The sequence below is a fragment of the Rhodococcus sp. AC861 genome (assembly GCF_979256035.1).
Genome location: NZ_CEEDMW010000002.1, coordinates 533,573 through 559,258, shown reverse-complemented (window position 1 = coordinate 559,258; position 25,686 = coordinate 533,573). Strand labels below are relative to the sequence as shown.

23 protein-coding genes are annotated in these 25,686 nt (G+C 67.8%); 12 read left to right on the top strand and 11 right to left on the bottom strand.

From position 1 onward, the window contains the following. The first annotated feature begins 13 nt into the window (after positions 1–13). Complete coding sequence (locus AC0IX4_RS08035) at positions 14–1,096, top strand: ABC transporter ATP-binding protein (RefSeq protein WP_471828637.1); 1,083 nt, start codon at positions 14–16, stop codon at positions 1,094–1,096. A gap of 1 nt (position 1,097) precedes the next feature. Here the strand turns inward: AC0IX4_RS08035 and AC0IX4_RS08030 are convergent, their stop codons facing one another. Further along, positions 1,098–3,065: a M13 family metallopeptidase gene (locus AC0IX4_RS08030; RefSeq protein WP_471828636.1), complete on the bottom strand. Its 1,968-nt coding sequence runs from the start codon at positions 3,063–3,065 to the stop codon at positions 1,098–1,100. An 84-nt stretch (positions 3,066–3,149) separates the two neighbouring features. Here AC0IX4_RS08030 and AC0IX4_RS08025 point away from each other — a divergent pair, with 84 nt between their 5' ends. Together AC0IX4_RS08025 and AC0IX4_RS08020 are read left to right on the top strand one after the other, a co-directional pair. After that, complete coding sequence (locus AC0IX4_RS08025; protein ID WP_471828635.1) at positions 3,150–4,538, top strand: maltokinase N-terminal cap-like domain-containing protein; 1,389 nt, start codon at positions 3,150–3,152, stop codon at positions 4,536–4,538. Continuing rightward, a complete protein-coding gene (locus AC0IX4_RS08020; protein WP_471828634.1) occupies positions 4,535–5,302 on the top strand; it encodes a putative protein N(5)-glutamine methyltransferase in 768 nt (255 codons plus the stop codon). Before AC0IX4_RS08025 ends, AC0IX4_RS08020 begins: the two co-directional genes overlap by 4 nt. On the opposite strand, the gene AC0IX4_RS08015 is transcribed toward AC0IX4_RS08020, so the two are convergent. Together AC0IX4_RS08015 and AC0IX4_RS08010 are read right to left on the bottom strand one after the other, a co-directional pair. Next, positions 5,293–6,222, bottom strand: a complete 930-nt coding sequence (locus AC0IX4_RS08015) for a pirin family protein (RefSeq protein ID WP_471828633.1) — start codon at positions 6,220–6,222, stop codon at positions 5,293–5,295. The two genes, AC0IX4_RS08020 and AC0IX4_RS08015, sit on opposite strands and share 10 nt — an antisense overlap. A gap of 74 nt (positions 6,223–6,296) precedes the next feature. Next, positions 6,297–6,980, bottom strand: a complete 684-nt coding sequence (locus AC0IX4_RS08010; protein WP_042576218.1) for a dienelactone hydrolase family protein — start codon at positions 6,978–6,980, stop codon at positions 6,297–6,299. A gap of 96 nt (positions 6,981–7,076) precedes the next feature. Here AC0IX4_RS08010 and AC0IX4_RS08005 point away from each other — a divergent pair, with 96 nt between their 5' ends. After that, positions 7,077–7,358: a hypothetical protein gene (locus AC0IX4_RS08005; RefSeq protein WP_042576363.1), complete on the top strand. Its 282-nt coding sequence runs from the start codon at positions 7,077–7,079 to the stop codon at positions 7,356–7,358. Here the strand turns inward: AC0IX4_RS08005 and AC0IX4_RS08000 are convergent. Together AC0IX4_RS08000 and AC0IX4_RS07995 are read right to left on the bottom strand one after the other, a co-directional pair. Further along, the gene (locus tag AC0IX4_RS08000; protein WP_056074063.1) at positions 7,341–8,159 is read right to left on the bottom strand and encodes a UbiA family prenyltransferase; all 819 of its coding nucleotides are present in this window, start codon (positions 8,157–8,159) and stop codon (positions 7,341–7,343) included. The two genes, AC0IX4_RS08005 and AC0IX4_RS08000, sit on opposite strands and share 18 nt — an antisense overlap. Before the next feature lie 26 nt (positions 8,160–8,185). Beyond that, the gene (locus tag AC0IX4_RS07995; protein ID WP_056074062.1) at positions 8,186–9,574 is read right to left on the bottom strand and encodes an NAD(P)/FAD-dependent oxidoreductase; all 1,389 of its coding nucleotides are present in this window, start codon (positions 9,572–9,574) and stop codon (positions 8,186–8,188) included. Between the two features lie 143 nt (positions 9,575–9,717). On the opposite strand from AC0IX4_RS07995, the gene AC0IX4_RS07990 reads away from it, so the two are divergent. Continuing rightward, positions 9,718–10,494 carry a lysophospholipid acyltransferase family protein gene (locus AC0IX4_RS07990; RefSeq protein ID WP_056074061.1) on the top strand — a complete coding sequence of 259 codons (777 nt, stop codon included), beginning with the start codon at positions 9,718–9,720 and terminating at the stop codon, positions 10,492–10,494. Positions 10,495–10,608: 114 nt separating this feature from the next. Continuing rightward, positions 10,609–12,327: a metallophosphoesterase family protein gene (locus tag AC0IX4_RS07985; protein ID WP_042576214.1), complete on the top strand. Its 1,719-nt coding sequence runs from the start codon at positions 10,609–10,611 to the stop codon at positions 12,325–12,327. A 25-nt stretch (positions 12,328–12,352) separates the two neighbouring features. Here the strand turns inward: AC0IX4_RS07985 and AC0IX4_RS07980 are convergent, their stop codons facing one another. Continuing rightward, positions 12,353–12,757 carry a VOC family protein gene (locus AC0IX4_RS07980; RefSeq protein ID WP_471828632.1) on the bottom strand — a complete coding sequence of 135 codons (405 nt, stop codon included), beginning with the start codon at positions 12,755–12,757 and terminating at the stop codon, positions 12,353–12,355. An 87-nt stretch (positions 12,758–12,844) separates the two neighbouring features. Here AC0IX4_RS07980 and AC0IX4_RS07975 point away from each other — a divergent pair, with 87 nt between their 5' ends. Genes AC0IX4_RS07975 through AC0IX4_RS07965 form a run of 3 tightly spaced genes read left to right on the top strand, consistent with a single transcriptional unit; the run spans position 12,845 to position 14,465 of the window. After that, a complete protein-coding gene (locus AC0IX4_RS07975) occupies positions 12,845–13,621 on the top strand; it encodes an SDR family oxidoreductase (RefSeq protein ID WP_442970563.1) in 777 nt (258 codons plus the stop codon). Between the two features lie 2 nt (positions 13,622–13,623). Next, positions 13,624–14,115 (top strand): metallophosphoesterase family protein, encoded by a 492-nt coding sequence (locus AC0IX4_RS07970; RefSeq protein WP_042576211.1) that lies wholly within the window; start codon positions 13,624–13,626, stop codon positions 14,113–14,115. After that, positions 14,112–14,465: an RNA-binding S4 domain-containing protein gene (locus AC0IX4_RS07965; protein WP_056074058.1), complete on the top strand. Its 354-nt coding sequence runs from the start codon at positions 14,112–14,114 to the stop codon at positions 14,463–14,465. Before AC0IX4_RS07970 ends, AC0IX4_RS07965 begins: the two co-directional genes overlap by 4 nt. Positions 14,466–14,474: 9 nt before the next feature. Here AC0IX4_RS07965 and AC0IX4_RS07960 read toward each other — a convergent pair whose 3' ends face one another. Further along, positions 14,475–15,632, bottom strand: coding sequence for an acyl-CoA dehydrogenase (locus AC0IX4_RS07960; RefSeq protein ID WP_056074057.1), 1,158 nt, complete (start codon positions 15,630–15,632; stop codon positions 14,475–14,477). Between the two features lie 165 nt (positions 15,633–15,797). Here AC0IX4_RS07960 and AC0IX4_RS07955 point away from each other — a divergent pair, with 165 nt between their 5' ends. Further along, the gene (locus tag AC0IX4_RS07955) at positions 15,798–17,855 is read left to right on the top strand and encodes an acyltransferase family protein (protein ID WP_471828631.1); all 2,058 of its coding nucleotides are present in this window, start codon (positions 15,798–15,800) and stop codon (positions 17,853–17,855) included. On the opposite strand, the gene AC0IX4_RS07950 is transcribed toward AC0IX4_RS07955, so the two are convergent. After that, positions 17,839–18,531, bottom strand: a complete 693-nt coding sequence (locus tag AC0IX4_RS07950; RefSeq protein WP_042576208.1) for a TetR family transcriptional regulator — start codon at positions 18,529–18,531, stop codon at positions 17,839–17,841. The genes AC0IX4_RS07955 and AC0IX4_RS07950 overlap by 17 nt on opposite strands. A gap of 46 nt (positions 18,532–18,577) precedes the next feature. On the opposite strand from AC0IX4_RS07950, the gene AC0IX4_RS07945 reads away from it, so the two are divergent. Continuing rightward, on the top strand, positions 18,578–19,972 hold the full coding sequence (locus tag AC0IX4_RS07945; RefSeq protein ID WP_471828630.1) for an FGGY family carbohydrate kinase: 1,395 nt from the start codon (positions 18,578–18,580) through the stop codon (positions 19,970–19,972). A gap of 1 nt (position 19,973) precedes the next feature. Here AC0IX4_RS07945 and AC0IX4_RS07940 read toward each other — a convergent pair whose 3' ends face one another. Then, positions 19,974–21,548 carry an ABC transporter substrate-binding protein gene (locus AC0IX4_RS07940; protein ID WP_471828629.1) on the bottom strand — a complete coding sequence of 525 codons (1,575 nt, stop codon included), beginning with the start codon at positions 21,546–21,548 and terminating at the stop codon, positions 19,974–19,976. Positions 21,549–21,958: 410 nt separating this feature from the next. Here AC0IX4_RS07940 and AC0IX4_RS07935 point away from each other — a divergent pair, with 410 nt between their 5' ends. Then, positions 21,959–23,104, top strand: a complete 1,146-nt coding sequence (locus tag AC0IX4_RS07935; protein WP_471828814.1) for an L-talarate/galactarate dehydratase — start codon at positions 21,959–21,961, stop codon at positions 23,102–23,104. A gap of 10 nt (positions 23,105–23,114) precedes the next feature. Here AC0IX4_RS07935 and AC0IX4_RS07930 read toward each other — a convergent pair whose 3' ends face one another. Both AC0IX4_RS07930 and AC0IX4_RS07925 read right to left on the bottom strand, forming a co-directional pair. After that, positions 23,115–24,590, bottom strand: a complete 1,476-nt coding sequence (locus AC0IX4_RS07930) for a mannitol dehydrogenase family protein (RefSeq protein ID WP_471828628.1) — start codon at positions 24,588–24,590, stop codon at positions 23,115–23,117. After that, positions 24,587–25,609 carry an NAD(P)-dependent alcohol dehydrogenase gene (locus AC0IX4_RS07925; protein ID WP_471828627.1) on the bottom strand — a complete coding sequence of 341 codons (1,023 nt, stop codon included), beginning with the start codon at positions 25,607–25,609 and terminating at the stop codon, positions 24,587–24,589. The genes AC0IX4_RS07930 and AC0IX4_RS07925 overlap by 4 nt, the downstream gene beginning before the upstream one ends. Between the last annotated feature and the right edge of the window lie 77 nt (positions 25,610–25,686).

Genomic DNA, 25,686 nt, shown 5'->3' with positions numbered 1-25,686 from the left:
ATCACCTCACGCCATGGCTTCGGTAAATTTCGCTCGGACCACTCACCGCTACCCGGGTGCCCCGACACCCTCGGTGGACGCGCTCGATCTCGAGATCGCGGACGGCGAGTTCCTCGTGCTCGTCGGTCCGTCGGGGTGCGGGAAGTCGACCAGCCTGCGCATGCTGGCCGGGCTCGAGGCGATCGAGAGCGGTCGCATCGAGATCGGTGGCAAGGACGTCAGCGGCCTTGCCCCGAAGGAGCGCGACGTGGCGATGGTGTTCCAGAACTACGCGCTGTATCCCAACATGACGGTGGCCGAGAACATGGGCTTCGCACTGCGCAACGCGGGAATGTCGAAGTCGGACACCGCGGTCCGCGTCGAGGAGGCGGCTCGGATGCTCGAGCTCGAGCCGCTCCTCGGCCGGCGCCCCGGCAAGTTGTCGGGTGGTCAGCGCCAGCGTGTGGCCATGGGACGCGCCATCGTGCGTCGTCCCGAAGTGTTCTGCATGGACGAGCCGCTGTCGAACCTGGACGCGAAGCTGCGTGTCAGCACCCGGTCGCAGATCGCCTCGCTGCAGCGGCGTCTGGGTACCACCACCGTCTACGTCACCCACGATCAGGTCGAGGCCATGACGATGGGAGACCGGGTCGCTGTCCTGAAAGGCGGACTGCTGCAACAGGTCGCGAGTCCGCGTGAGCTGTACGCGAATCCGGTCAACGACTTCGTCGCCTCGTTCATCGGCTCGCCGGCGATGAATCTGATCGAGGCCGACGTCGTGGACGGCAATGCCGTCCTGGGCGGAGCCCGCGTGCCGGTGCCGTCCGCGCACACGGGGAAGATCGTCGTCGGTGTCCGTCCGGAGTCCTGGGAACTGGTGGGCGAGTCCGACACCGGTGCCCTGGAGTTGACGACCGAGCTGGTCGAGGAGCTCGGCGCGGAGTCCTTCGCCTACTCGGTAGGACCGGCCGACGCCGGATGGACGGCGCGCGGCGGACGCGTGGTGGTGCGGGTGGATCGACGTGTCGTGGTCGGTGCGGGCGAACGCCTGCGGGTGAGGCCGGACTCGGGCGAGCTGTTCTTCTTCGATCCCGAGTCCGGCCTACGCCTGCGCTAGATCACCAGATACTCACGCGCGCATCCGGATCGAGGTACAGAGCGTCGTTCTCCGTCACCTCGAACGCCTCGTGAAAACTGTCCAGGTTCCGCACGACACCGTTGCACCGGAACTCGGGCGGGGAGTGCGGGTCGATCGACAGACGGCGCAGCGCCTCGGCGTCGCGCGCCTTCGTACGCCACACCTGCGCCCAGCCGAAGAAGACCCGTTGCAAGCCGGTGAGGCCGTCGATCTCGGGAGCGTCCGCTCCGCCGCGCGAGATCTTGTAGGCCTCGACGGCGATGGACAGTCCGCCGAGGTCGCCGATGTTCTCGCCGATGGTGAACTTGCCGTTGACGTGATGGCCGGGGAGAGCTTTCGGCTCGAACTCGTCGTACTGCTCGATCAACGCGGTGGTGCGCTTGCCGAATTCGGTACGGTCGCTGTCGGTCCACCAGTCGACCAGGTTGCCGTCGCCGTCGTACTTGGCGCCCTGATCGTCGAATCCGTGGCCGATCTCGTGACCGATGACCGCGCCGATACCGCCGTAGTTGGCTGCATCGTCCGCCTCGGGATCGAAGAACGGCGGTTGCAGAATCGCTGCCGGGAAGACGATCTCGTTCATGCCGGGGTTGTAGTAGGCGTTGACGGTCTGCGGCGTCATGAACCACTCGCCGCGGTCGACCGGGCCGCCGAGTTTGTCCAGGTCACGCTGGTACTCGGCCTCGTATCCGCGGCGGTAGTTGCCCACCACGTCGGCGGCGTCGATCTCGAGCGTCGAGTAGTCGCGCCACGTGTCCGGGTAGCCGATCTTGGGCGTGAACTTGTCAAGCTTAGTCAACGCGGCGGTACGCGTCTGGGGACTCATCCATTCGAGGTCGGTGATGTTGCGGCGGTAGGCCTCCACCAGATTGGCAACCAGTTCCTGCATCCGTGCCCGTGAGTCGGCCGGGAAGTGCTGGTCCACGTACAGCTTTCCGACGGCCTCGCCCATGAGGTCCTGGACGAGGGAGACGCCGCGCTTCCACCGCTCGCGGTTGCTCTCGGTGCCGGTGAGGGTGCGGCCGTAGAAGTCGAAGTTCTCGTCGACGATGTCGGATGTCAGGTAGGGCGCCCGTGAATGGAGGATCCGCCAGGTCGCCCAGGCCTTCCACTCGTCGAGGCTGCGCTCCGACCACAGGCCGGCGAACGTTGTCAGGAAGTCCGGTTGCCGCACCACGATCTCGTCGAAGTGTCCTTCTGCGCCGAGGCCGTCGATCCAGGATTCCCAGTCGAAGCCCGCAGCGTCGGACGTCAGTGCAGGCAACGTCGTCAGGTTGTACGTCAGGTCGGCGTCGCGTCGCTTGACCACGTCCCAGTGGCCGGCCGCGATCGCGGTCTCGAGATCCAGCACGGTGGCCGCGGAGAAGCCGACGCCGGCGAGGCTGAACATCTTCTCGATGTGCGCGAGGTACTTCGTGCGGATCTCCGCGTGCTCGTCCTCGCGATAGTACGACTCGTCCGGCAGTCCCAGACCTGACTGCGAGACGTGCATGACGTAGCGGTCCGACTGCTTGGAATCGGTGTCGACGTAGTGCGCGACGGCGCCGCCGACGCCCGTCCGCTGCAACGATCCGAGAACCCGCGCCAGTGCTGCGGAGTCGGCAGCGTCGGCGACCGCGGACAGTTCGTCCGCGATGGGTGTCGTTCCCGCCGCCTCGATGACGTCGGCGTTCATGAAGCTGCTGTAGAGGTCACCGATCTTGGCGGCGTCGGTGCCGGCGGCCGGGTCGGATTCGGCAGCGACCTGGATGATGTCGCGCACGTGCTCCTCGGCGCGGTCGTACAGGGTGCGGAAGGCACCGTCGACGGCGCGGTCGGCGGGAATGTCGTACTCGGCGAGCCACCGTCCGTTGACGTGCTCGAAGAGGTCGTCCTGTGCGCGGGTCGAGGCATCGACGAACGAGAGGTCGAGCCCGGATCGGGGGGACCGGTCTGCGGCGGTTGTCATGTCTCCATCCTTACACCGGGGCACATAGGGTGGGTTCCGGCCGCGAGAAGTTGTCGACGAGAGAATTCGGGGTATCCGGTACTCATGTCCACCGAAGAGCACAGCATCGACGAGCCCGTCGCCCCGCCGCCTCTCGACGACGACGCGTTGACCAGCGCTCTCGTCGCCTGGCTGCCGGACCAGCGGTGGTTCTCGGCCAAGGGGCACACCGTCACCGCCGTCCGTGTGCTCACACGCGAAACGCTCGCCACCACCGCGGAGCTGACCGTCGAGCATCTTCTCGCGAAGGTGGACCTCGACGGCGCGGAGTCGCAGATCTTCCAGATCCCTCTCGGAATCCGCTCGTCCGTGTCCGAGGACCTCGACCCGTGGGTGATCACGCGCGCCCCGGGCGCGATCGTGTTCGACGCACTGCGTGATCCCGATGCCATCTCGGTCTACTCGGATCTGTTGGCCACCGGCGGCACGGGCGACGTCCGGTTCCTCGCGATGCCGGGAAGTGATCTGCAGACAGGTCTGCGCGGTCGCGTGCTCGGAGCGGAACAGTCGAACACGTCGGTCATCCTGGGCGACCACTACTTGCTCAAGATCTTCCGCCGGGTGACCGTCGGCATCAATCCGGATGTGGAGCTCCACCGGGCCCTGGGGCAGGCGGGTTGCGAGAACGTCGCGCCGCTACGCGGATGGATGGAAGCGGACATCGAACACTCCGAGACGACGTTGGCGATGGCGCAGGACTTCGTCGCAGGGTCGACCGAGGGCTGGACGACCGCGCAGGCCACCGTGCAGGACGTTCTCGCCACCGGCGACGTCGCCGCGTCCGACTTCACGGCGGAAGCGCGCGAGCTGGGCAAGGCCGTCGCGTCGGTGCACGCCGATCTGGCCAGGGTGCTCGGCACGTCCCTCGCACCCGCTCCGGACACCACCGCCGACATCTCCGCCCGCGTGCAGTCCGCTCTTCCGGTGGTGGCCGAACTCGAGGACCACCTGCCACGCATCCAGGCCCTGATCGAGGAGGCGGCCGGCGCGGGCGGGATCGATACCCAACGCATTCACGGCGACCTGCACCTCGGTCAAGTTCTGCGGACACCGGAACGCTGGGTCCTGATCGACTTCGAGGGCGAGCCGTCGAAGTCGTTCGAGGAGCGTCGGACACCCGACAGTCCACTCCGCGACGTCGCGGGCATGATCCGCTCGTTCGACTACGCCGCGATGAGTCGCATCGTGGAGCTAGAGGATGCGCAGGAGCGGGAGCGTCTCGAACCGGTGGCGCGAGAATGGGTGGAGCGCAACGTGTCCGCGTTCTGCGACGGCTACACCGAGGTGTCGGGGAACGACCCGCGGTCCTCGTGGGCGTTGCTGCGGGCGTACGAACTGGACAAGGCCGTGTACGAAGCGGTGTACGAAGCCCGGAACCGCCCGACCTGGCTGTCGATCCCGATGCACGCCGTCGCGCGGCTCGTCTCCGAGTGACGCTGTCCCGGACGGTCGCCGTACTGCGGTCGGCCGGGTGCGTGTTCGCCGAGGACGAGGCGCGATTGTTGACCGACGAGGCGCCGGACGAGGAGACGTTGTCGGCATGGATCACACGGCGTGTCGACGGTGAACCGCTCGAGTACATCGTGGGGTGGGCCGAGTTCCACGGATTGAGGATCCGGGTCAGCCGCGGAATCTTCGTGCCCCGCAGACGAACCGAGGCCATGGTCGACGCTGCACTCGACAGGGTGGGCGACGACGGCGTCCTGCTCGACCTCTGCTGCGGATCGGGCGCGGTCGCGGCCGCCGTCGTCCACGAGAGGCCCTCGGTGACGGTGTTCGCCTCCGACATCGACCCGGCCGCCGTGGAGTGTGCGCGACGGAACCTGCCGGGACGCACGGTGTCCGAGGGCGACGGCTTCTCAGGAGTGCCCGGTCATCTCCGCGGTGCAGTCACCGTCGTCACGGCGAACACGCCCTACGTACCGACGGCCGCCATCGACACGATGCCGCCGGAGGCGCGCGATCATGAGCCCCGCGGGACGCTGGACGGCGGCGCCGACGGGCTCGACATCCAACGTCGACTCGCGGCGGAGGCTCCCGACTGGCTGGCGCCCGGGGGCTCATTGATCGTGGAAACATCTGTCGCGCAGGCGGATACCGCCTCGGCAATCATGCTCGCCGCCGGTCTGACCCCTCGGGTCCGACACGACGACGAGCGTGACGCCACGATCGTGATCGGGACAGCCGGTCAGGGCTGACCGAAGCGACCGGACTGGTAGTCGTCGAAGGCCTGCATCACTTCGGCTTTCGTGTTCATGACGAACGGGCCGGCCATCGCGACGGGCTCGCGGATGGGTTCGCCGCCGAGGACGAACATCTCCAACGGCTCGGACCCGTCGGCGGACGAGAACGTCAGCGAATCTCCCGATCCGTACACGGTCATCTGGCCCTTGCGCACGGGACGCCGTTCGGCCCCGACCGTGCCTGCTCCCGCCAGGACGTAGGCCATCGCGTTGTACGCGGGATTCCACGGCACCGTGACCGAGGCGCCCGGTGCCACCGTGACGTGGGAGAGCGTGATGGGGGTGTACGTCGACCCCGGACCCTGGTGCCCGGCGATCTCACCGGCGATGATCCGCACGAGTGCGCCACCGTCGGGGCTCGACAGCAGAGCGACCTGCCCTCCCGTGATGTCCTGGTAGCGAGGCGCTGCCATCTTGTTGCTGCGCGGGAGATTGACCCACAGTTGGACTCCGTGGAACATCCCGCCCGACACCACGAGATGCTCCGGCGGCGCCTCGATGTGCAGGATGCCTGCTCCGGCCGTCATCCACTGGGTGTCGCCGCCGGTGATGGAGCCGCCGCCGCCGTGCGAGTCCTGGTGGTCCATGATCCCGTCGATCATGTAGGTGACGGTCTCGAAGCCGCGGTGGGGATGCCACGGCGTTCCCTTGGGCTCGCCGGGCGCGTAGTTCACCTCGCCCATCTGATCCATGTGGATGAACGGGTCCAGGTACTTCATGTCGATGCCTGCGAAGGCGCGCCGCACCGGGAAGCCCTCACCCTCGTATCCCGTGGGAGCGGTGGTGACGGACCGGACCGACCTGTCCACCGATCCCGGTTCGGACGACGGGATGCGGGGGAGAGCGAGAACGTTGTCGACGGTCACTGCGGGCATCGGAACCTCCAGGGGAGAAAGTTGACGGATCAACTACTTGGTCCGCTCAACCTGCCTCCCCCCTCGTTCATTCCCTACACGGCCTCGACATGCTCGTCGAACCAGTCGAGGGTCCGCGACCAGGCGTCGTGGGCGGCGCGCTCGTTGTAGACGGCGGGGCGGTCGTTGCAGTGGAAACCGTGCTCCGCATCGGGGTATCGCGCGATCCGGGTGTCCACCGGTGCATCGGCGATCGCGGCGTTCAGCGCGTCGACGTCGTCCACCGGGATGCCGGTGTCGAGATCGCCGAAGAAGCCGTGCCACGGCGTACGGAGCGAAGTTGCTCCGTCGAGGAGAGCCGGATATCCGAAGCGGCCTTCACGGATTCCGCCGCCGTAGAACGTCGCCGCGCCGCCGAGGGGCCTGCGCACCGCCGTCTCGTACGCGACGGTCCCGCCCATACAGAATCCGACGATCGCGCACCCGCTCGGACCGAACCCGTAGCCGGCGAGCTCGTCGATCGCCGCGTCGACGTCCTGATCGATCTCCTCGGCCTTCAGCTGTCCGATCAGGTTCATCGCCGTCGGCATGTCGTCGTACGCCAGGACGGCGTCACCGGTGCGGTGGAAGAGGTGGGGAGCGACCGCGACCCACCCTGCCGAGGCGAAACGACCGCACACCTCGGCGATGTGGTCGGTGACCCCGAACGCTTCCTGGATGACGACGACGCCGCCACGGATCGGACCTTCGGGGACGCGAGTGGTGAAAGTGATTGCCATGGTTCCACTACATCACGACTGCATGAGGGAGAGATGTGTGAAACATGCGTGACGGGGAATACCGGGCTGCCGGGGGATCACGCGCAGGAGGCGGTCATGACATCGACACTGAAGAAGACGGAGACGTCGGAGATCTCGGTGGGATCGAGGGTGCGGACACGGCATTCCGTGGACCGCTCGGGAGATCGTGAGACCTGGCCTCTCGAGGGCGGGGTGATCGTCGAGGACTTCGCGGCCTACGTGGAGCCGGCATCGGTGAACCGCGACTGGGCCGTCGCGCACCGGTGGGCCGTCGCTCTGGACAACGGATGCCTGGTCTTCCGCGACACGGCGGAACTGGAGACCGAGAACTCCGAGAAATCAACGGGGAAGCAGTAGCACCAACACGTCCACGCCGGCGATCATGATCGCCGCGCGGAACGGGGTGCGGCCGTGCCCCGTCGTCGCCACGGCGGCCAGACCCAGGACGAGAATCAGCGCGACCGTTCCGATCGCCGCATGGGCGCCTCCTCGTGCGAAGATCCCGCTTCCCCAAAGCCCGACGACCGACGCCACCAGCAGAACCGCAGCGGCGAGGGGTGCGACCGCGCGCTCGGGCAACCGATGAGCCAGCCCGCGGACACCCGTGGCGGTGTCGTCGGCGATGTCGGGAAGAACGTTCACCAGATGGGCGCCGAAACCCAGCAGCGCGCCGACCGCCACCATCCAGGCCGGCGGCATCGCGTCGGACACCGCCAGCCCGACGACGACGGGAACCGAGCCGAACGCCACCGTGTACGGCAGCCACGACACCGGAGTCGACTTGAGACCCATGTTGTAGGCGATCGCCGACCCCACGCCCACCACCAGGTGGACGATGCCGGGGACCACCCCGAGCAGCAGTGAGAACGCAACACAGACGATTCCGGAAACGGCCACGCATCGGCGGACGGCGGTCGTCGCCACGACGCCCTGCGCCACCGGCTTGTCGACGCGACCCGACGCCGAGTCCCGCGGTGCGTCGATGAGGTCGTTGGTCCACCCGACGATCAACTGTCCGCTGAGAACGGCGACGAGTATCGCGAGGAACAGACCCGGCGACGGCGGCCCGAGGCTCAGTGCCAGGAGGCCGACGAACACCGTCACCGAAGCACCGGGACCCGGATGCGAGGCGACGATCAGTGCAGAGAGACGACCCATCTCCGGCTTGTACCCGTTTCGGGCACTCAACTTGCGCGGGCGTCCTCGAGCTCGGCGGTGCGGTGTCGTCGAGCGTCCTCCAGCACGGTCAGCCGACCGAACGCGGTGCGTGCCTGCATCTGCTGGTGTGTGACGGTCAGCTGGGTGCGCGCACGTCCCAAAAACGTCCACGCCCAGTTGAACACCGTGGTCAGACGGCTCTTGAAGCCGACGATGTAGACGAGGTGTACGGCCAGCCACATCACCCACGCCAGGAAGCCGGTGATCTTCACGGGACCGACCTGGGCGACGGCCGAGAACCGCGTCACGGTGGCCATGCTGCCCTTGTCGCGGTACCGGAACGCCGAACGCTCGGGGCGCGGCGCCCCCTTCGCGTCTGCCTTCACCTCGGCGGTGATGGTCCGAGCCGCATACCGTCCGCCCTGGATGGCCACCTGGGCGACGCCGGGGAGCTTGTCGCGCGCCATCATGTCGCCCACGACGAAGACTTCGGGATGTCCGGGCAGAGTCAGGTCGGCCTCCACGAGCACGCGGCCGGCACGATCGACCTCGGCGCCCGACTTCTGCGCCAGCATCGCGGCGAGGGGGCTGGCCGAGACGCCCGCGGACCACACCTTGCACGTGGCTTCGATGCGGCGCTCGGTGCCGTCGCTGTCGCGGACGGACAGTCCGTCGGCATCCACATCCGTCACGGAGGCGCCCAGCTGGACGTCGACGCCGACCTTCTCGAGCCGTCGTCGAGCGTTCTCGCCCAACGAATCGGCGAAGGGCGGCAACACCTTCGGGGCAGCGTCGAGGAGAATGACGCGTGCGTCGCGGCTGTCGATCGTGCGGAACGTGCCGGCGAGGGTGCGACGGGAGAGTTCGGCGATCTGTCCCGCCATCTCGACGCCGGTAGGTCCGGCTCCGACGACCACGAACGTCAGCAGACGTGCGCGCTCCTCGGGATCGCTGGTCAGCTCGGCGGCGTCGAACGCGCTCATGATGCGACTGCGGAGCTCGAGAGCATCGTCCAACGTCTTCATGCCGGGAGCGAACTCCGCGAAGTGGTCGTTGCCGAAGTAGGACTGCCCGGCACCCGCGGCGACGACGAGACTGTCGTACGGGGTCACGGTGACGCGGCCCCGGTGGACGGAGACGAGCGTGCGAGCTTCCAGATCGACGTCGGTGACGTCGCCGAGGACGACTGCCGCGTTGCTCTGGTCCTTGAGGATCAACCGGGTCGACGGGGCGATCTCGCCCTCGGAGAGGATGCCGGTGGCCACCTGGTAGAGCAGCGGCTGGAACAGATGGTGATCCGTCCGCGCCACGAGTGTGACGTCGACATCGGAACGTCGAAGGGCCTTCGCCGCGAACAGCCCACCGAATCCGGAGCCGACGACGACGACGCGGTGCGGGGCAGTGTTGGTGGTCACCAGTACCCGTTCCTCTCGCTACAAGTGGCCGACCTGCGGGTCCGCCGACGACGGGGTTTGTCGCCTGTGACCCAGACCATACACGCCGCGCTCGATTTGTCAGAACAAACTGGTGGAACAGCACGAACGCCTACGATTCGAGCATGGATCGACCCGTGGTCACTCTCGAGAACGCCGACGCCGTCTACGACTACTACCGCGACCATCAGCAGAATCGACGGGTGGCGAGACTGGCCTACGGTGCGCTGGCCGGACGCTTCCGTCCGCGGGTGCGATACGGCGACGGAGCGCGGGAGCGACTGCGAAGCCTGATCTACGACGACACGCGGCTGATCATCGCCGTCAACCACGTGAGCGAGACCGACCCGTACACCGTGGCGGCCGCAGCGTGGTCCAGTGCACTGCGGCCCGTGATCGGTCGCACGCGGGTACTGGCGAAGGACGAGTTGTTCGTCGAGACGGAGCCGACGGGACGTAAACGCGTCATTGCCGAGCGGACGTCGCAGCGTCGCCGGATCGAGATGATGGGCGGCATCCCGGTGTTCCGCAGCCGCGATCACGGACTGCGGGCCGTATCCCGGGCCGGTAGCCAGATGATGGATCTGTGCGCCGAGAGGCTCAGCCGTGGTGACGATCTCGCGATCTTCCCCGAAGGCACGTGCAACGACGGTGACCCTGCCGTACTGCAGCACGTCGGCAGCGGAGTCGGGCACATCATCGCCAGGGCCAGAGCCCGTGGTGTCGAGCCGAAGCTGGTCGTGATGGGTCTGCACTACGGCCCTCCGCCCGGCAAGTACCGCTCGGCGAGCGTGCACATCGACGTCCCGGAGATCGACCTGCCGGACAAGCCGGTGTCCATCTCACGGACCGTCGCCGAGTACCTCCAGGTCGCCGTGGAGCTGTCCGTTCGTCAATACTGATCGGTGTCCGACTCGACCGGATTGTTCTGTACTGCAACGTTGTTCACCGACGGTCAATCCGGTGTCCATTCGTCGTGTTCCTGACGTCGAGGTGACGGGAGCAGCGTCGATGACATGGTGGAGAGCGCACGCAACCCGGCCGGGGAGATCGTCGACACGGGGGTTCCCGCCCACATCGCGGCACAGGCATCGATGGCCGAGCAGCACGACTGGCACCTGAGCAATCTCCGTCGCCATCGGGTGTCCCGACGCAACTTCCTCGTGGGCGCTGCCGCCGTCGCTGCAGCCGCCGGGGTGGGAAACCCCGGATGGAACCGCGTCGCCTACGCGCAGGACGCGCCGCTGACCGTGGGCGGACGGCACCTCTCCTTCGGCTCCGACGCCGCGACGCAGCTGCGATTCTCGGCGCAGCTCTCCCGCAATCCCGGACTCACCGGGGTGTTCCTGGACCACGGTCCGACCCCGGCGCTCGGCGCGACGACGTCGGCCGAGGTGCGCAACCTGGTGAGCCAGGTGCCGCGATCCGACGGCGGCATCCTGGCAGCCGAGCAGTTCTACGTGCACGTTCCGGTGGACGGCCTCACACCTCGTCTTCCGCACTACTACCGGTGGCGCACCGCAGACGGCTACGTCAGCGACGTCCGCAGTGCCGCACCGGCTCTGCCGCCCGGACGGCTCGCACCGTTCCGATTCACGATGATGGGAGATCAAGGCGTCGACGAGACGCCGACGCAGCCTCCCGGCCTGAAGCCCGGCGACTACGACGATCTGTACTACAAGCCCGACAACGAGCCGTCGGCCAAGCACGCCGCGAACATCGTGCGCCAGATCGCGGCATCGCGGCCCGACTTCCACATCCTCGCGGGCGACATCGCCTACGCGGACCCGTCGGGACAGGGCCGCACTCCCCGCTTCGTACCCAGCGGCGGCACCGTCGACAAGGTCTTCGACAAGTTCAACCCGTACGTCTGGGACGGCTACCTCGCGGCGATCGAGCCGAGCGCGGCGTCCACGCCCTGGCTCTTCGCGACCGGAAACCACGACATGGAGGCGCTGTACGGGTCGAACGGATACGGCGGGCACGCAGCACGATTGGATCAACCCGACAACGGTCCCGCCGGCTGCCCGTCGGTCTACTCGTTCGTCCACGGCAACGTCGCCGTGCTGTCGCTCGACGCCAACGACGTGTCGAACGAGATCCGCGCGAACACCGGGTACAGCGGCGGACGTCAGACGGGCTGGGTGGAGTCGACCCTGGCGCGCTACCGAGCCGATCCGGCCGTCGACTTCATCGTGTGCTTCTTCCACCACTGCGCGTACTCGACGACCAAGGACCACGCGAGCGACGGCGGTGTCCGTAACGCCTGGGCGGGGCTCTTCGACCGCTATCACGTCGATGTGGTGCTGCAGGCGCACAACCACGTGTTCGAGCGGTCCGACCCGATCCGCGGCGGGTCGCCCACGCGGGTCGCGGGCGACCGCTCCGAGGTCAGCTCCGTCTCCGACGGCACCGTGTACTACACCGTGGGCGGCGGCGGCCGTCCGCGCTACGGATTCCAGGACGGTGAGCCGGAGAGCTACCGCGGGCACGAGGTCGCGGACACGTCGGTGCCCAACAGCTATGTCGTCGCTGCCGACGGGACCAAGGTTCCCGAGTCCCTGACGTGGTCACGCGTGCGTTTCCGCAACTACTCGTTCGTCCGCGCGGACATGACGCCGGGCGTTCCCGGCATCACGCCCAGCCGACTGCGCATCGCCGCCGTCGACGAGTACGGACGGGAGTTCGACGAGGTGACGTTCCGACGGGACCTGCCGCTCGCGTTCGGCAGCTAGCTGCCGGCCATGTCACCTTCGGCAGCTAGCTGCCGGCGATGTTCACCATCCAGGCGATGCCGAACCTGTCGGTGAGCATTCCGAAGTAGTCGCCCCACGGCGCCTTCTCGAGCGGCACGCCGGGGGTACTGCCCTCGGCGAGCGCATCCCAGTAGCCGCGGAGCTCGGCCTCGTCGTCGCCGCTGAGCGACACCGTGCCGTTGACGCTGACCTCCATCGACAATGGGGTGTCCGCACCCATCAGGGTGAAGCCGCTCGGTGTCTCGAGCTGCGAGTGCATGACGTTGTTCTGCTCGGAGTCCTCGACGGGCATGCCGGACTCGCCGAACGTCGAGACGGTGAGCGTGCCGCCGAACACGGTTCGGTAGAACTCCATGGCGTCCTTCGCGGAATCGCGGAACGACAGGTAGGGGTTGAGCCGAGTGGTCATGGTCGAGCCTCTTTCTCGAGCGGGGGTGGTCCGCCGACTCCTGTGACTTGATAGAAAGAGTGGGAGCCGCGGGGTTTCGGGGCCGAGATGAGAAAGAGGGTAGTCGTGAGCGAGCAGGTCAAGACAGCAATCGTCACGGGAAGTGCGCGAGGAATCGGCGCCGCCATCGCCCGCCGTCTCGCGTCGGACGGATTCGGTGTCGCCGTCGTCGATCTCGACGAGGCGGCCTGTGCCGGAACGGTCGACGCCATCACCGCCGCGGGCGGTCAGGCCATCGGCATCGGCGCGAACGTCGCGGACGAGGAGTCGGTGAAGTCCGCCGTCGAGCGCATCGCCACGGACTTCGGCGCCCCCACCGTGCTGGTGAACAACGCCGGCATCCTGCGCGACAACCTTCTGTTCAAGATGTCGGTCGACGACTGGGACGCCGTCCTCGGCGTGCACCTGCGCGGCTCGTTCCTGATGTCCCGCGAGGTGCAGAAGCACCAGGTCGAGGCCAAGTGGGGACGCATCGTCAACCTGTCGTCGACATCCGCTCTGGGTAACCGCGGACAGGCCAACTACGCGGCGGCGAAGGCCGGCATGCAGGGCTTCACCAAGACACTCGCCATCGAACTGGGTCGCTACAACGTCACCGTCAACGCCATCGCGCCCGGGTTCATCGAGACCGAGATGACCGCGGCCACCGCGGAGCGCGTCGGCGTGCCGTTCGAGGACTTCAAGAAGGGTGCCGCGTCGCAGATCCCGGTCAACCGGATCGGTCAGCCCGAGGACATCGCTCACACCGCGTCGTTCTTCTGCAGCGAGGGTGCCGGGTTCGTCTCCGGCCAGGTCGTCTACGTCGCCGGCGGTCCCAAGGACTGACGATGCGGCTGCTCCTGCTGTCCGACACCCACGTCCCCACCCGCGCACGGGATCTCCCCGTCGCGGTGTGGGAGGCGGTCGACGCCGCCGATCTGGTGGTGCACGCAGGCGACTGGATGGAACCGTCGTTGCTGGAGGCCCTCCTGGAGCGGTCTCGCGACCTTCTCGCATGCTGGGGCAACAACGACGGCGACGACGTCAGGTCCCGGTTGCCGGAGATCGCTCGGCGCACGGTGGAGGGGGTCCGGATCGCCGTGACTCACGAGACCGGGGCGAAGACGGGACGGGAGAGACGAATGGACGCGGCATTCCCGGACACCGACCTCCTGGTGTTCGGGCACAGTCACATTCCGTGGGACACGCTGTCCGACAACGGGATGCGGCTTCTCAACCCCGGATCGCCGACCGACCGGCGTCGGCAACCGCACTGCACCTACATGACCCTGACACTTGCCGACGGTGTGATCGGCGACGTCGACCTGGTGCGGCTGTGACGCGCGTCGACGCGTGGACCTGGTCGGTGCGACTGTTCAAGACGCGGTCCGCGGCAGCCTCGGCGTGCCGGGGTGGGCACGTGAAGATCAACGGGACCGCGGCGAAGCCTGCCCAGCACGTAGTGCCGGGTGACGAGGTACGTATCCGCGCGGGCGGCTTCGAGAAGATCATCGAGGTCACCCAGTTGGTGAACAAGCGGGTGGGCGCCCCGGCCGCGGTGGCCTGCTACATCGACCGCAGCCCGCCCCCGCCGCCGCGAGAGGTGCTTGCCGCCCTACCCGTGCGTGATCGTGGGGCAGGGCGGCCGACCAAACGCGACCGGCGGGAAATCGACAAACTGCGGGGGTGACTCGGGTGATCAGCGCAGCAGTGCCCGCGACATGACGACGCGCTGGATCTGGTTGGTGCCCTCGTAGATCTGCGTGATCTTCGCGTCGCGCATCATGCGCTCGACGGGGAAGTCGCGGGTGTAGCCGGCGCCGCCGAAGAGCTGGACCGCGTCGGTGGTCACCTTCATGGCGACATCGGACGCGAAGCACTTGGACGCAGCGGAGATGAAACCGAGGTTCTTCTCGCCGCGTTCGGCGCGAGCGGCTGCCGAGTACACCATGAGGCGGGCCGCTTCGATCTCCATCGCCATGTCGGCGAGCATGAACTCGACGCCCTGGAACGTACTGATGGCCTTGCCGAACTGCTTGCGGTCCTTGGTGTACGCGATGGCTGCGTCGAGAGCGCCCTGCGCGATGCCGACGGCCTGAGCGCCGATGGTGGGGCGCGTGTGGTCGAGCGTCGCGAGTGCCGTCTTGAAGCCGGTGCCGGGCTCACCGATGATGCGGTCTCCGGGGATGCGGCAGTTCTCGAAGTACAGCTCGCGGGTGGGGCTGCCCTTGATGCCGAGCTTGCGCTCCTTCGCGCCGACGGAGAAGCCTTCGTCGTCCTTGTGCACCATGAACGCCGAGATGCCGTTGGCCTTCTTCTCGGGATCGGTCACCGCCATGACGGTGTACCAGGACGATGCGCCGGCGTTCGTGATCCACGCCTTCGAGCCGTTGAGGATCCAGTCGTCGCCGTCCGCCTTGGCGCGGGTCTTCATACCGGCGGCATCGGATCCGGCTTCACGCTCGGACAGTCCGTAGGACGCCATCTCACCCTCGGCGATGGACGGCAGCACCTTCTGCTTGAGCTCCTCGCCGCCGCTGAGGATCAGGCCCATGGTGCCGAGCTTGTTCACGGCAGGGATCAGCGAGGAGGAACCGCATACGCGCGCGACTTCCTCGATCACCATGCAGGCTGCGACCGAGTCGGCTCCCTGGCCGCCGTACTCCTCGGGGATGTGCACTGCGTTGAAGCCGGAGGCGTTGAGAGCCTTCAGGGCCTCGTCGGGGAAACGCTCCTGCTCGTCGACCTCGGTGGCGTACGGCGCGATCTCCTTCTCGGAGAGTGCGCGGATGGCCTCGCGGAGCTCGTTGTGCTCGTCGGAGAGCTGGAACAGGTCGAAGCTGGGGTTCCCGGCCATGAAGAGTCCGTTCGTTGTGGGGAAGGGATCGTGGCACGCAGTGTCACGGAATGTGGCCAGCGTACCGGACCCGAGTGCCGATGACTATGGCCGATTGGCACTTGGTGTCACTAGTCACGTGTGGGTGCTCCGGACCCGTACCGTCCGTCCCTTATTCTGGTGGTCGTGCACCACCAGGCGACGACCCGTGCGCCGGGTGCCCGGGCAGTCGGCGCGCGCAGGCCGGGCCACCGCGTCGATCTGGACGGTCTCCGCGGGCTGGCGATCGCCCTCGTGGTCGTCTTCCACATCTGGTTCGGCAGGGTCTCGGGCGGTGTCGACGTCTTCCTCGTCCTGTCCGGCTTCTTCTTCACGTCGATGGTGCTGCGCCGCGTCGAGCGAGCCGACGGTCCGGTCCTGCGGCCCCTCGTCGTCCGCACCGCCCGACGCCTGTACCCCGCGGCGGTGGTGGTGTTCGGCGCGGTGGCCCTCTGGACCCTGTGGGACCGACCCTTCACGATGTGGGACGCGACGACGCGGCAGCTCCTCGCGTCGCTGGCGTACGTCCAGAACTGGGAGCTCGCGCGGACCGCGTCCGACTACGCGGCGGCCGATCTGTCGGTCAGTCCGCTCCAGCACCTGTGGTCGATGTCCGTGCAGGTGCAGTTCTACGTCGGTGTCACGGCCGTGGTGTTCCTCGTCGCCGCGGCGTGCCGACGGTGTGGTCGTCGGGATCTGACCACACCGGTGCTGGTGTCGGTGCTCGCGGTCGCCGCCGCGGTGTCGTTCGCCTATGCGGCCGACATCGGCCGCACCCACCAGGGGTGGGCCTACTACGACACCGGGGCGCGGACGTGGGAACTCGCGGTCGGTGCGATCGGCGGGCTGGTGATCGGTCGAGTGGTGCTGCCGGCCGCGCTACGTGCCGCGGCCGCCGTCGTCGGACTCGCCGCACTGGTGGGCTGTGGGTTCCTCGTCGACGGTGCGGCGCAGTTCCCCGGACCTGCCGCGCTGGTGCCCGTCGGGTCCGCGATGCTGCTGGTGGTCGCCGGTGCGGGTGCTCCCGAGTCCCGAGCACCGGCCGTGACCCGCGCTCTCGAATCCCGCCCACTGCAGTTCCTCGGCTCCATCGCCTACCCGCTGTACCTGTGGCACTGGCCGATCCTCATCGCGGTGCTCGGTACCGGGCACTCGGTGACCGTGGTGACGGGATCCGCCGTGGTGGTCGTCTCGATCGCCCTGGCCGTCGCCACGCGCTCGTGGGTGGAGGAGCCGGTGCACCGTCGGGGCGCGGGCCGCGGCGTCCTCACCGCCCTGGTGACCGTCGGAGCGATCGGCCTCGCCGCCGCGAGCGCGACCTGGCAGGGCTACCTCGATCGAGCGACGGCCCAGCCGACCGCCGACGTGAGCTCCGACGATCGCTACCCGGGGGCGCTCGCACTCGTCGACGGTGTGCCCGTGCCGGACGCACCGATGCGACCCGCCGTGCTCGATGCGGACCTGGACCTGCCGCAGTCGACGCTGGACGGCTGCATCGCGGACATGACGCAGCGCGAGGTGACCTCGTGCGTGTACGGAGATCCCGACGCGACGCGCACCCTTGCCCTGGCCGGCGGATCGCACGCCGAGCACTGGCTCCCCGCCCTCGACCGGATCGGCCGGGACCGCGGGTTCGCCGTGGTGACCTACCTCAAGATGGGGTGCCCGCTCGACATCGGCGAGCCGCTCCTGGTGGATCTGCCCTACCCGGACTGCCGGGACTGGTCCTCGGACGTGCTCGACATCCTCGCGTCGGACCGCCCCGACTGGGTGTTCACCACCTCGACGCGGCCGAGCCCCACGGAGTTCGGCGACGTCACGCCCGACGCGTACCTCGACGTCTGGGCACGCTTCTCCGCGCTCGCTCTTCCCGTCGTGGCCGTGCGGGACACTCCGTGGCTCAGCAGGGAGGGCGTCCCGTATCGCGCTGCGGACTGCCTTGCCGACGGCGGCGACAGCGAGTCCTGCGGACTGCCGCGCAGTGAGGTCCTGTCCGAGATCGATCCGGCCCGCGCCGCGTCGCTGCCGTTCCCCTCGGTGGTTCCCGTCGACTTCTCCGATGCGGTCTGCGGTCCCGACGTGTGTCGCGTCGTCGAGGGAAACGTGCTGGTCTACCACGATTCCCACCACCTGTCGGCGACGTACGTCCGGTCGCTCGTGCCGGTGATCGACAGCACGCTCGGCGAGGTCACGGGGTGGTGGTGAGACCGTCCCCGAAGTGCTGTGCGAGCAGGGTCGTGACGTCGGCGACCGACGTCCCCGGCGGCAACACGAGTGCGGTGGGCCGGTCACCCGCGGTGTCGGTGACGAACCGCCGCTTCACCGCCCCGAGGGCGCGCCGCACGTCCTCGACCTCGAGTCGTGCCCCGTCGCGCAGCCATGTGCGCAGCAGGTAGTTGTGCGTCGCGGTGACCGCTGCGGCGAACTGCACCAGGGAGAGCGGATCCTCCCCGGGTGCCCCGCGGCGCAGTGTGTCGACGAAGACGCGTTCGTACCGCAGCACCATGACCAGTTCGCGCTCGCGCAGCGCGGGCACCGTCTGCAGGACGCGATAGCGCCGGCGAGTGGTGTCGGGTGTGCCCGCGAACCGGGCGAACACGCGCGCGGCGGCCTCGCACACGGCGTCGTGCGGGTCGAGGTCGGTCGTCCCCAGGAAGTCCTGCACGTGGGCGAGGGTTGCGTCGTGGTCGACGAAGACCACGTCCTCCTTCGACCGGAACTGGCGGAAGAACGTGCGCCGCGACAAGCCGGCGCTCTCCGCGATCTGGTCGACGGTGGTCGCCTCGTACCCCTTGCTCTCGAACAGGTCGAGCGCTGCACGCATCACGTCGAGGCGGAACTGCGCATCGTCCGATTCGCGCGGTTCCTCGTGGGCGGCCATGGCCTCACGGTAGCGTGAACGTTCCCTACCGTGAAGGACGGCGACAGTGGCGTTGGTGATGGGTGTCGATTCGTCCACCCAGTCGTGCAAGATCGTTGTTCGAGATGCCGATTCGGGCGAGCTGGTGCGCCAGGGGCGCGCTGCCCACCCCGACGGGACGGAGATCGATCCGCAGCGATGGTCCGACGCGCTGGACGCGGCGCTCGCGGATGCCGGCGGGATGGACGGGGTCGACGCGGTCTCCGTCGGAGCCCAACAGCACGGCATGATCTGCCTGGACGAGGACGGCGGTGTGGTCCGACCGGCTTTGCTGTGGAACGACACTCGGTCCGCACGGTCCGCTCGCGACCTGGTCGACGAGCTGGGTGGCGGCCAGGCGTGGGCAGATGCCGTCGGCGTCGTCCCGGTCGCGGCAATCACCGCATCGAAACTGCGCTGGTTGGCCGACCACGAGCCGGACAATGCGAATCGCACTGCAGCCGTCTGCCTTCCGCACGACTGGTTGTCGTGGCGCCTCGGTGGAGCTCGCGGCCTCGACGCTCTCGCGACCGACCGGGGCGACGCCAGCGGCACCGGCTACTTCTCGGCCGCGACCGACGAGTACCGCGTCGACCTGCTCGGCCTGGCGCTGCGCGGGCGTGACCCCCACGTGCCGACGGTGATGCAACCGTCCGCCCGGATCGGGACCACGTCGTCCGGCGCGGCGATCGGGCCCGGAACGGGCGACAACGCCGCTGCCGCACTGGCTCTGGGTGCCGGCGAAGGCGATCTGGTGGTGTCCGTGGGGACGTCCGGGGTGGTGTCCGCCGTCTCCACGGTGGCCCCACGCGACCCGTCGGGACTGGTCGCGGGCTTCGCCGACGCCACCGGGCGCCAACTGCCGTTGGTCTGCACACTGAATGCGGCGCGCGTGTTGGACGCCGCCGCGCGTCTGCTCGGCGTCGACCACGACGAACTGTCGCGGCTCGCGTTGTCCACGGAGAGCGACGGCCTCGTCATGGTGCCGTACCTGGAAGGGGAACGGACACCGAACCGGCCGGACGCGAGCGGCGCGATCCACGGACTGCGACTGCACAATTCGACGCCCGGGCATCTCGCCCGCGCTGCGGTCGAGGGACTCCTGTGCAGCCTGGCCGACGGTATCGATCACCTGATCGAGCAGGGGGCGTCGGTCTCGAGAGTGTTGCTCGTCGGGGGAGGTGCCAAGTCCGAGGCGGTGCGCGTTCTCGCTCCGGCGATCTTCGGAATGCCTGTCGACGTTCCGCCGGCCGGCGAGTACGTGGCGGACGGTGCCGCGCGGCAGGCCGCGTGGGTGCTCTCGGGTGCTGCCGAGCCGCCGCTCTGGGCTGCGTCGGACATCCCTCGGTTCGAGGCCGATCCGACACCGTCGGTCAGGTCGCGCTACGCCGAGGTGCGTGACCTGACCGAGGGCGTCAGGTAAGTCATCGACCCGACGCCGACGCTCCCTCCTGTGCGTGCGTCATGGCGGCCAGGTGCATCTCGTCGACGGTCGCCGAGTCGGGTGTGTAGTCGACGCGGTCCGACTTCGCCAGGACGCCCTCCATGTGAGCGATGTAGGCCATCTGCATGATCTTCGTCGGCTCGTCCGCGAACAATTGGGCGTAGGCGTCCTGACGAGCGTCGCCGGTGCGCTGGTTCGCCGCGGCGATCTCGGCATCGAACTCCGGTGTCCCGTAGGCACTTTGGAATCCGTCGCTGGTGAAGTACTGGTCGACGGTGAACGCGGAGTCACCTGCCTGGTTGCCGTGCTGGATCACCAGCAGGTACGGACCGGAGTCGGCAGGGAAGGGCCGCTCCTGGTACTGCGACGTGCCTGCCGAGTCCATCATCTCGATCGAGATGTTCATGCCCAGTTCGGACAGCGCATTCTGCACGACCTCGAGTGTCTCGTTCACCTTGGGGAACTGGCCGGTGCGACCGATCAACCGAATCTTCGCATCCACCGGTACACCGTCCGCCCGGGCCTCGTCGAGCAACGCGCGCGCCTTGTCGGTGTCGTACGGCCATGCTTCGAGTTCGTCGTTGTAGCCGACGACTCCCGGTGAGACCAACTGTGCGGCAGGCCGGCCCAGATCGCGGAAGAGCGCATGCACGATTCCGTTGCGATTGATCGAGTAGTTGATCGCCTGCCGAACCCGGATGTCGTCGAGCGGCGGTTCCTCGACCTGGATCCGAACCGCCGTGGTCTCGTTGTTCGGGTAGGCCACTCCCAGGTCGCCTGCCCCGTCCTCGGGCCCGATACCGGTGGCGATGTCGGCCTCGTCGCCGGACACCATCGACGCTCGGATGCTTCCTTCGCTGCGCCACTGGTAGACGGCTCTCGCGAAGTCCGGACGCGGTCCCCAGTACCGATCGTTGCGCACCAGGGTCAGTCGCTGGCCGTACTCCCAGGTGTCCAGCGCGAAGGGGCCGGTGCCGACGGGCTCACGCTCGCGCTCGGTGAAGCTCGCCGTCCGCGGAACCATCTCGACGAAGGAGATGCGTAGCGGAAGAATCGGATCGGGAGCCGGTGCCGCCACCGTGAGAGTGAGGGGATCGATGACGGTCACGGTCAGATCGGCGTCTCCGAAGACGTATCCCTCGACGTTGCAGCCGATGTCGGAGTTCACGGTGCGCTCGATCGAGTGAGCGGCATCCGCGGCTTCGAAGGGTCGGCCGTCACTGAACGTCACGCCGGGATGCAACCGGAAGGTCCACTCGCGGTCGGAGTTCTGCTCCCACGTGTCGGCGAGTTTGGGTTCGAGTCCACCGGTGGTGGGGTTGCGCTCCATCAACGGCTCGGTGATGTTCGAGCGGGTGACCACACCGATCGACGTCTGGGAGACATCGCACGCCTCGAGCGTGGGGGGCTCCTGACTCAGGACGATGCGCAGGGTGTCGGGGTCGGTCGACGAGCTGCGGTCGGTGTTCGCGACGGAGCAGCCCGACGCGGCGAGGGCGAGGGTGAGCGCGCCGGCGACCACCGCCGAGGTTCGGTTCCGTGGTGCAGGGCTCATGTCGACCTCCGGAGATGTTGTGACGGTGGACACAACGTAGGAGCGGCGATGCGCATCGTCAACGGCGTACCGAGACCGTTATGGAGCCGTTCTCGACCCCTGGCGTCGGATGCGCACGTCGCCCACCTGCGCCGATGTCGAGTCGTCGCCTTCCGATGACCGGACTATCACGGGCGCATGCTGTTTCGGCATCGACCGATACCGATTCGGTGCGATACCGGCCCCCCGAGACCGATACCTCGAGGGCATCGAAGGATGCATGAAAGGACCTGGACGTGCATCGGCCATAGGCTTACCGTGTGAGCGCGACCACACACTCGACGGAGGAGCCCACAGTGACCGATACGCGAGAGATCTCCGACCGCACTCCCACCAGGCCGACCAGCGGACTCACCGCGCCCGATGCGGCACTGCGTGCTCTCGCGGCCGGTGCGGCGACGATCGATCGCATCGAGGACGTGACTCTGCGCTCGATCGTGCTTCCGCTGTCCGCGCCGATCAGTGACGCCAAAGTCCTGACGGGCCGACAGAAGCCGATGACGGAGGTGGTGTTCCTCTTCGTCGAGATCCGAACGGAGCAGGGACACTCAGGAATCGGGTTCAGCTACTCCAAGCGCGCCGGTGGTCCGGCGCAGTTCGCGCACGCGAAGGAGATCGCGCCCGTCCTGATCGGACAGGACCCCAGTGACATCGGCAAGATCTGGACGTCGCTGGTGTGGGCTGGCGCCTCCGTGGGCCGCAGTGGTGTTGCGACACAGGCGATCGCCGCCATCGATATCGCGCTGTGGGACCTCAAGGCCAAGCGTGCGGGGCTCCCGTTGGCCAAGCTGATCGGGTCCACCCGTGATTCCGTCCAGACATACAACACGTCCGGCGGATTTCTCCACACTCCGATCGGTGAGGTGCTCGACAACGCCACGGCGTCACTCGCGGCCGGGATCGGAGGCATCAAACTCAAGGTGGGTCAGCCGGATTGGCGCCAGGACATCGCCCGCGTGACGGCGGTGCGCGAACATCTCGGCGACGACGTGCCGCTGATGGTCGACGCGAACCAGCAGTGGGATCGTCCGACCGCGACTCGCATGTGCCGCATCCTCGAGCAGTTCGATCTGGTGTGGATCGAGGAGCCGCTCGACGCCTACGACGCCGAGGGACACGCGATGCTGGCGCGCACCTTCGACACGTCCATCGCCACCGGTGAGATGCTGGCCAGTGTCGGCGAGCACGTCCGCCTGATCGAGGCCGGGTCCGTCGACATCATCCAACCCGATGCTCCGCGCATCGGCGGCATCACCCAGTTCCTGAAGCTCGCGGGTCTGGCGGAGCACCACGGATTGCAGATGGCTCCCCATTTCGCGATGGAGATTCACCTGCATCTGGCGGCGGTCTACCCGCTGCAGACCTGGGTGGAGCACTTCGACTGGTTGGATCCGCTGTTCGAGGAGCACCTCGAGACTCGCGACGGCCGGATGCACCTGTCCGATCGACCGGGGCTGGGCTTCACCCTGAGCGAGCGGGCACATGCCTGGACCGTCGGGACGGCCTCGTTCCGCTGATGCCAGGCCGTCAGGCGAGCAGGTCCTGCACCGTCGCCCGCGCGCCCCGAGTGTGCAGAGAGTCCAGCGCCGACACGTAGGCCTCGACGAAGCGCTCGTCGTCCACGAGGTCGCCGAACAGCTCGCGATTCTGCACGAACGCGGTGCGGTCCTCGCCCTGCCGGCGAGCCAGCGGGGTCAGAGTGTCCTTCAACCTGTCGACGATCTCGATGGGCTCGCCCTGCTCGTCGACACCCTCGGCGTACCGTGCCCAACTCGCGACGACCGCCGCCGACAGGGCAACGGGGCCGCCGGATTCGAGATTGATCCGGATCACCGGCACCAGCCACTTCGGAATGCGGTCCGACGATTCCGCGCACAGTCGGGCGACGGTGTCGCGGATCTCGGGGTTGGAGAACCTCTCGATCAGCGTCTTCTTGTAGTCGGCGAGGTCGATGCCGGGAACCGGCTGCAGCGTGGGCGTTGCTTCCTCGTCCATGTAGCGCAGCAGGAAGTCGGCGAAGAGAGGGTCCTGCGCCACGTCGTGGACCAAGCGGTATCCGCTGAGATAGCCGACGTAGCAGAGCGCTTGGTGGCTGGCGTTGAGCAACCGGAGCTTCATCAGCTCGTACGGGGTGACGTCGTCGACCACCTGGACGCCGACATCCTCGAATCGGGGTCGACCCAGCGTGAACCGATCTTCCAGCGCCCACTGCGTGAACGGCTCCGCCGCGACGGGCCACTGATCGTCGATGCCGTAGCGCGACGCCAACTGCTCCACGACGTCGGGCGTCGTCACGGGCGTGATGCGGTCGACCATCGAGTTGGGAAACTGCGCGTTCTCGGTGATCCAGTGCGCCAGGTCGGGGTCCTTCAGTGCGGCGAACGCGGTGAACGTCGAGCGGGCGATGTGCCCGTTGCCCTCGATGTTGTCGCACGACATGATCGTGAACGGTGCGAGACCACGGTCCTTGCGCCGCGAGAGCGCCTCGCACACCAGCCCGAACGTCGTCGTCGGTACGGACCCGGGTTCCAGATCTGCTCTCACAGCGGGGTTCTCGGCGTCGAACTCGCCCGTGGTCGCCGAGAAGTTGTAACCCCCCTCGGTGACGGTGAGCGAGACGATGCGGGTGTCCTCGTGGGCGAGCTTCTCGATCACGGCCTCGGGATCGTCCGGCGCGAACAGGTACTCGGTGATGGATCCGATGACGGAGGTGTCCCACGAGCCGTCGGAATGTCGCAGCGCCAGCGTGTACAGGCAGTCCTGGGCGTCCATGACGTCCTTCATCCGACGATCGCCGGGGAGCACGCCGACTCCGCAGATCCCCCACCGCGCGGCCGACTCGAAGTCGGTGCGCAGCAAGCGGTCCACGTACATCGCCTGATGCGCCCGATGGAACCCGCCGACCCCGACATGCACGATGCCGGTGGTGATCGCGGAACGGTCGTAGGACGGCGCATCGACGTCGCTCGGGAGCTGGTCGAGCGTGGCGGTGGACAACTTCACGACAGTGTCTCCTGACTGGGGGTCACGGTGACGACAGCCTTGATGCTGCCGTCGGTGCGGTCGTGGTTCAGAGCATCCTCGACGTGCGCGAGGTCGAAGTGCGCGGTGACCATGCTGTCCAGGTCGACGCGCCCTGTGCGCACGAGTTCCAGTGCGGTGGGCCAGGTATCGGCGTATCGGAAGACGCCGGTGACCCAGAGTTCTCGATTCTGGATCACCGAGACGGGTATCGGATACTCGTCGCCGCCCATCCCCACGAGGACCACTCTGCCCGCGGGACGCACGGCGCGCATGCCGTCCTGCACGGCCCGAGGCGCACCGGAGGCGTCGATGAACGCGTCCAGGTCGAGGTCGTGCACCGATTCGGTGGTGGGGTCCAGGACCCGCGTCGCACCGTAGCGCGCGGCACTCTCGCGTCGGCTCGGCGAGATGTCGGACACGATGATGTCGGTCGCTCCGAACGCTCGCGAGACCTGGGCGGTGAGAAGTCCGACGGGACCCGCGCCGGCGATCAGCACGCGCGATCCCCCGGTGATGCCGGCCTTCCGTGCCGTCGCTATCGCCACGGACAGCGGCTCGAACAGAGCGGCGGCGTCGTCGGAGACCGAGTCCGGTACATCGTGGGCGAAGGTGCTGCCGATGCTCACGTACTCGCTCAGCGCGCCGTCGACGGGCGGTGTCGCGTAGAACTCCATGTGGGGACACAGGTTGTAGTGGCCTGATCTGCTCTCGCGACTGTCCGGATCCGGACGCTGCGGCTCGACGGACACCCGTGAACCGATCCTCTTCTCGGACACACCCTCACCCACCGCGACGATCACGCCCGACGCCTCGTGGCCGAGCACCAGCGGCGAGGACACGACGAAGTCGCCGATGCGTCCCTCGCGGTAGTAGTGAGTGTCCGATCCGCAGACTCCGACCGCGGACACGCGGACCAGGACGTCGCCGGATCGGGGCGTCGGAACGGGCCGATTCTCGGTGACGATGCGTCCCGGCTCGGTGAGAACTGCGGCACTCATGGAACTGACTGTTGTGTGGATCACACCTGAATGTTAGCTTATGTGAGCAGATGAACAACAGGTGAGCAAATGCTCAC

Coding starts and splice junctions, on each gene's coding strand:
- AC0IX4_RS07980 (WP_471828632.1), bottom strand. CDS start 12,757: ATGACCACTCGGCTCAACCCCTACCTGTCGTTCCGCGATTCCGCGAAG.
- AC0IX4_RS07975 (WP_442970563.1), top strand. CDS start 12,845: ATGAGAAAGAGGGTAGTCGTGAGCGAGCAGGTCAAGACAGCAATCGTC.
- AC0IX4_RS08025 (WP_471828635.1), top strand. CDS start 3,150: ATGTCCACCGAAGAGCACAGCATCGACGAGCCCGTCGCCCCGCCGCCT.
- AC0IX4_RS07960 (WP_056074057.1), bottom strand. CDS start 15,632: ATGGCCGGGAACCCCAGCTTCGACCTGTTCCAGCTCTCCGACGAGCAC.
- AC0IX4_RS07985 (WP_042576214.1), top strand. CDS start 10,609: ATGGTGGAGAGCGCACGCAACCCGGCCGGGGAGATCGTCGACACGGGG.
- AC0IX4_RS07990 (WP_056074061.1), top strand. CDS start 9,718: ATGGATCGACCCGTGGTCACTCTCGAGAACGCCGACGCCGTCTACGAC.
- AC0IX4_RS08000 (WP_056074063.1), bottom strand. CDS start 8,159: ATGGGTCGTCTCTCTGCACTGATCGTCGCCTCGCATCCGGGTCCCGGT.
- AC0IX4_RS08015 (WP_471828633.1), bottom strand. CDS start 6,222: ATGCCCGCAGTGACCGTCGACAACGTTCTCGCTCTCCCCCGCATCCCG.
- AC0IX4_RS08005 (WP_042576363.1), top strand. CDS start 7,077: ATGACATCGACACTGAAGAAGACGGAGACGTCGGAGATCTCGGTGGGA.
- AC0IX4_RS08010 (WP_042576218.1), bottom strand. CDS start 6,980: ATGGCAATCACTTTCACCACTCGCGTCCCCGAAGGTCCGATCCGTGGC.
- AC0IX4_RS07950 (WP_042576208.1), bottom strand. CDS start 18,531: ATGGCCGCCCACGAGGAACCGCGCGAATCGGACGATGCGCAGTTCCGC.
- AC0IX4_RS08030 (WP_471828636.1), bottom strand. CDS start 3,065: ATGACAACCGCCGCAGACCGGTCCCCCCGATCCGGGCTCGACCTCTCG.
- AC0IX4_RS07940 (WP_471828629.1), bottom strand. CDS start 21,548: ATGAGCCCTGCACCACGGAACCGAACCTCGGCGGTGGTCGCCGGCGCG.
- AC0IX4_RS08035 (WP_471828637.1), top strand. CDS start 14: ATGGCTTCGGTAAATTTCGCTCGGACCACTCACCGCTACCCGGGTGCC.
- AC0IX4_RS07970 (WP_042576211.1), top strand. CDS start 13,624: ATGCGGCTGCTCCTGCTGTCCGACACCCACGTCCCCACCCGCGCACGG.
- AC0IX4_RS07925 (WP_471828627.1), bottom strand. CDS start 25,609: ATGAGTGCCGCAGTTCTCACCGAGCCGGGACGCATCGTCACCGAGAAT.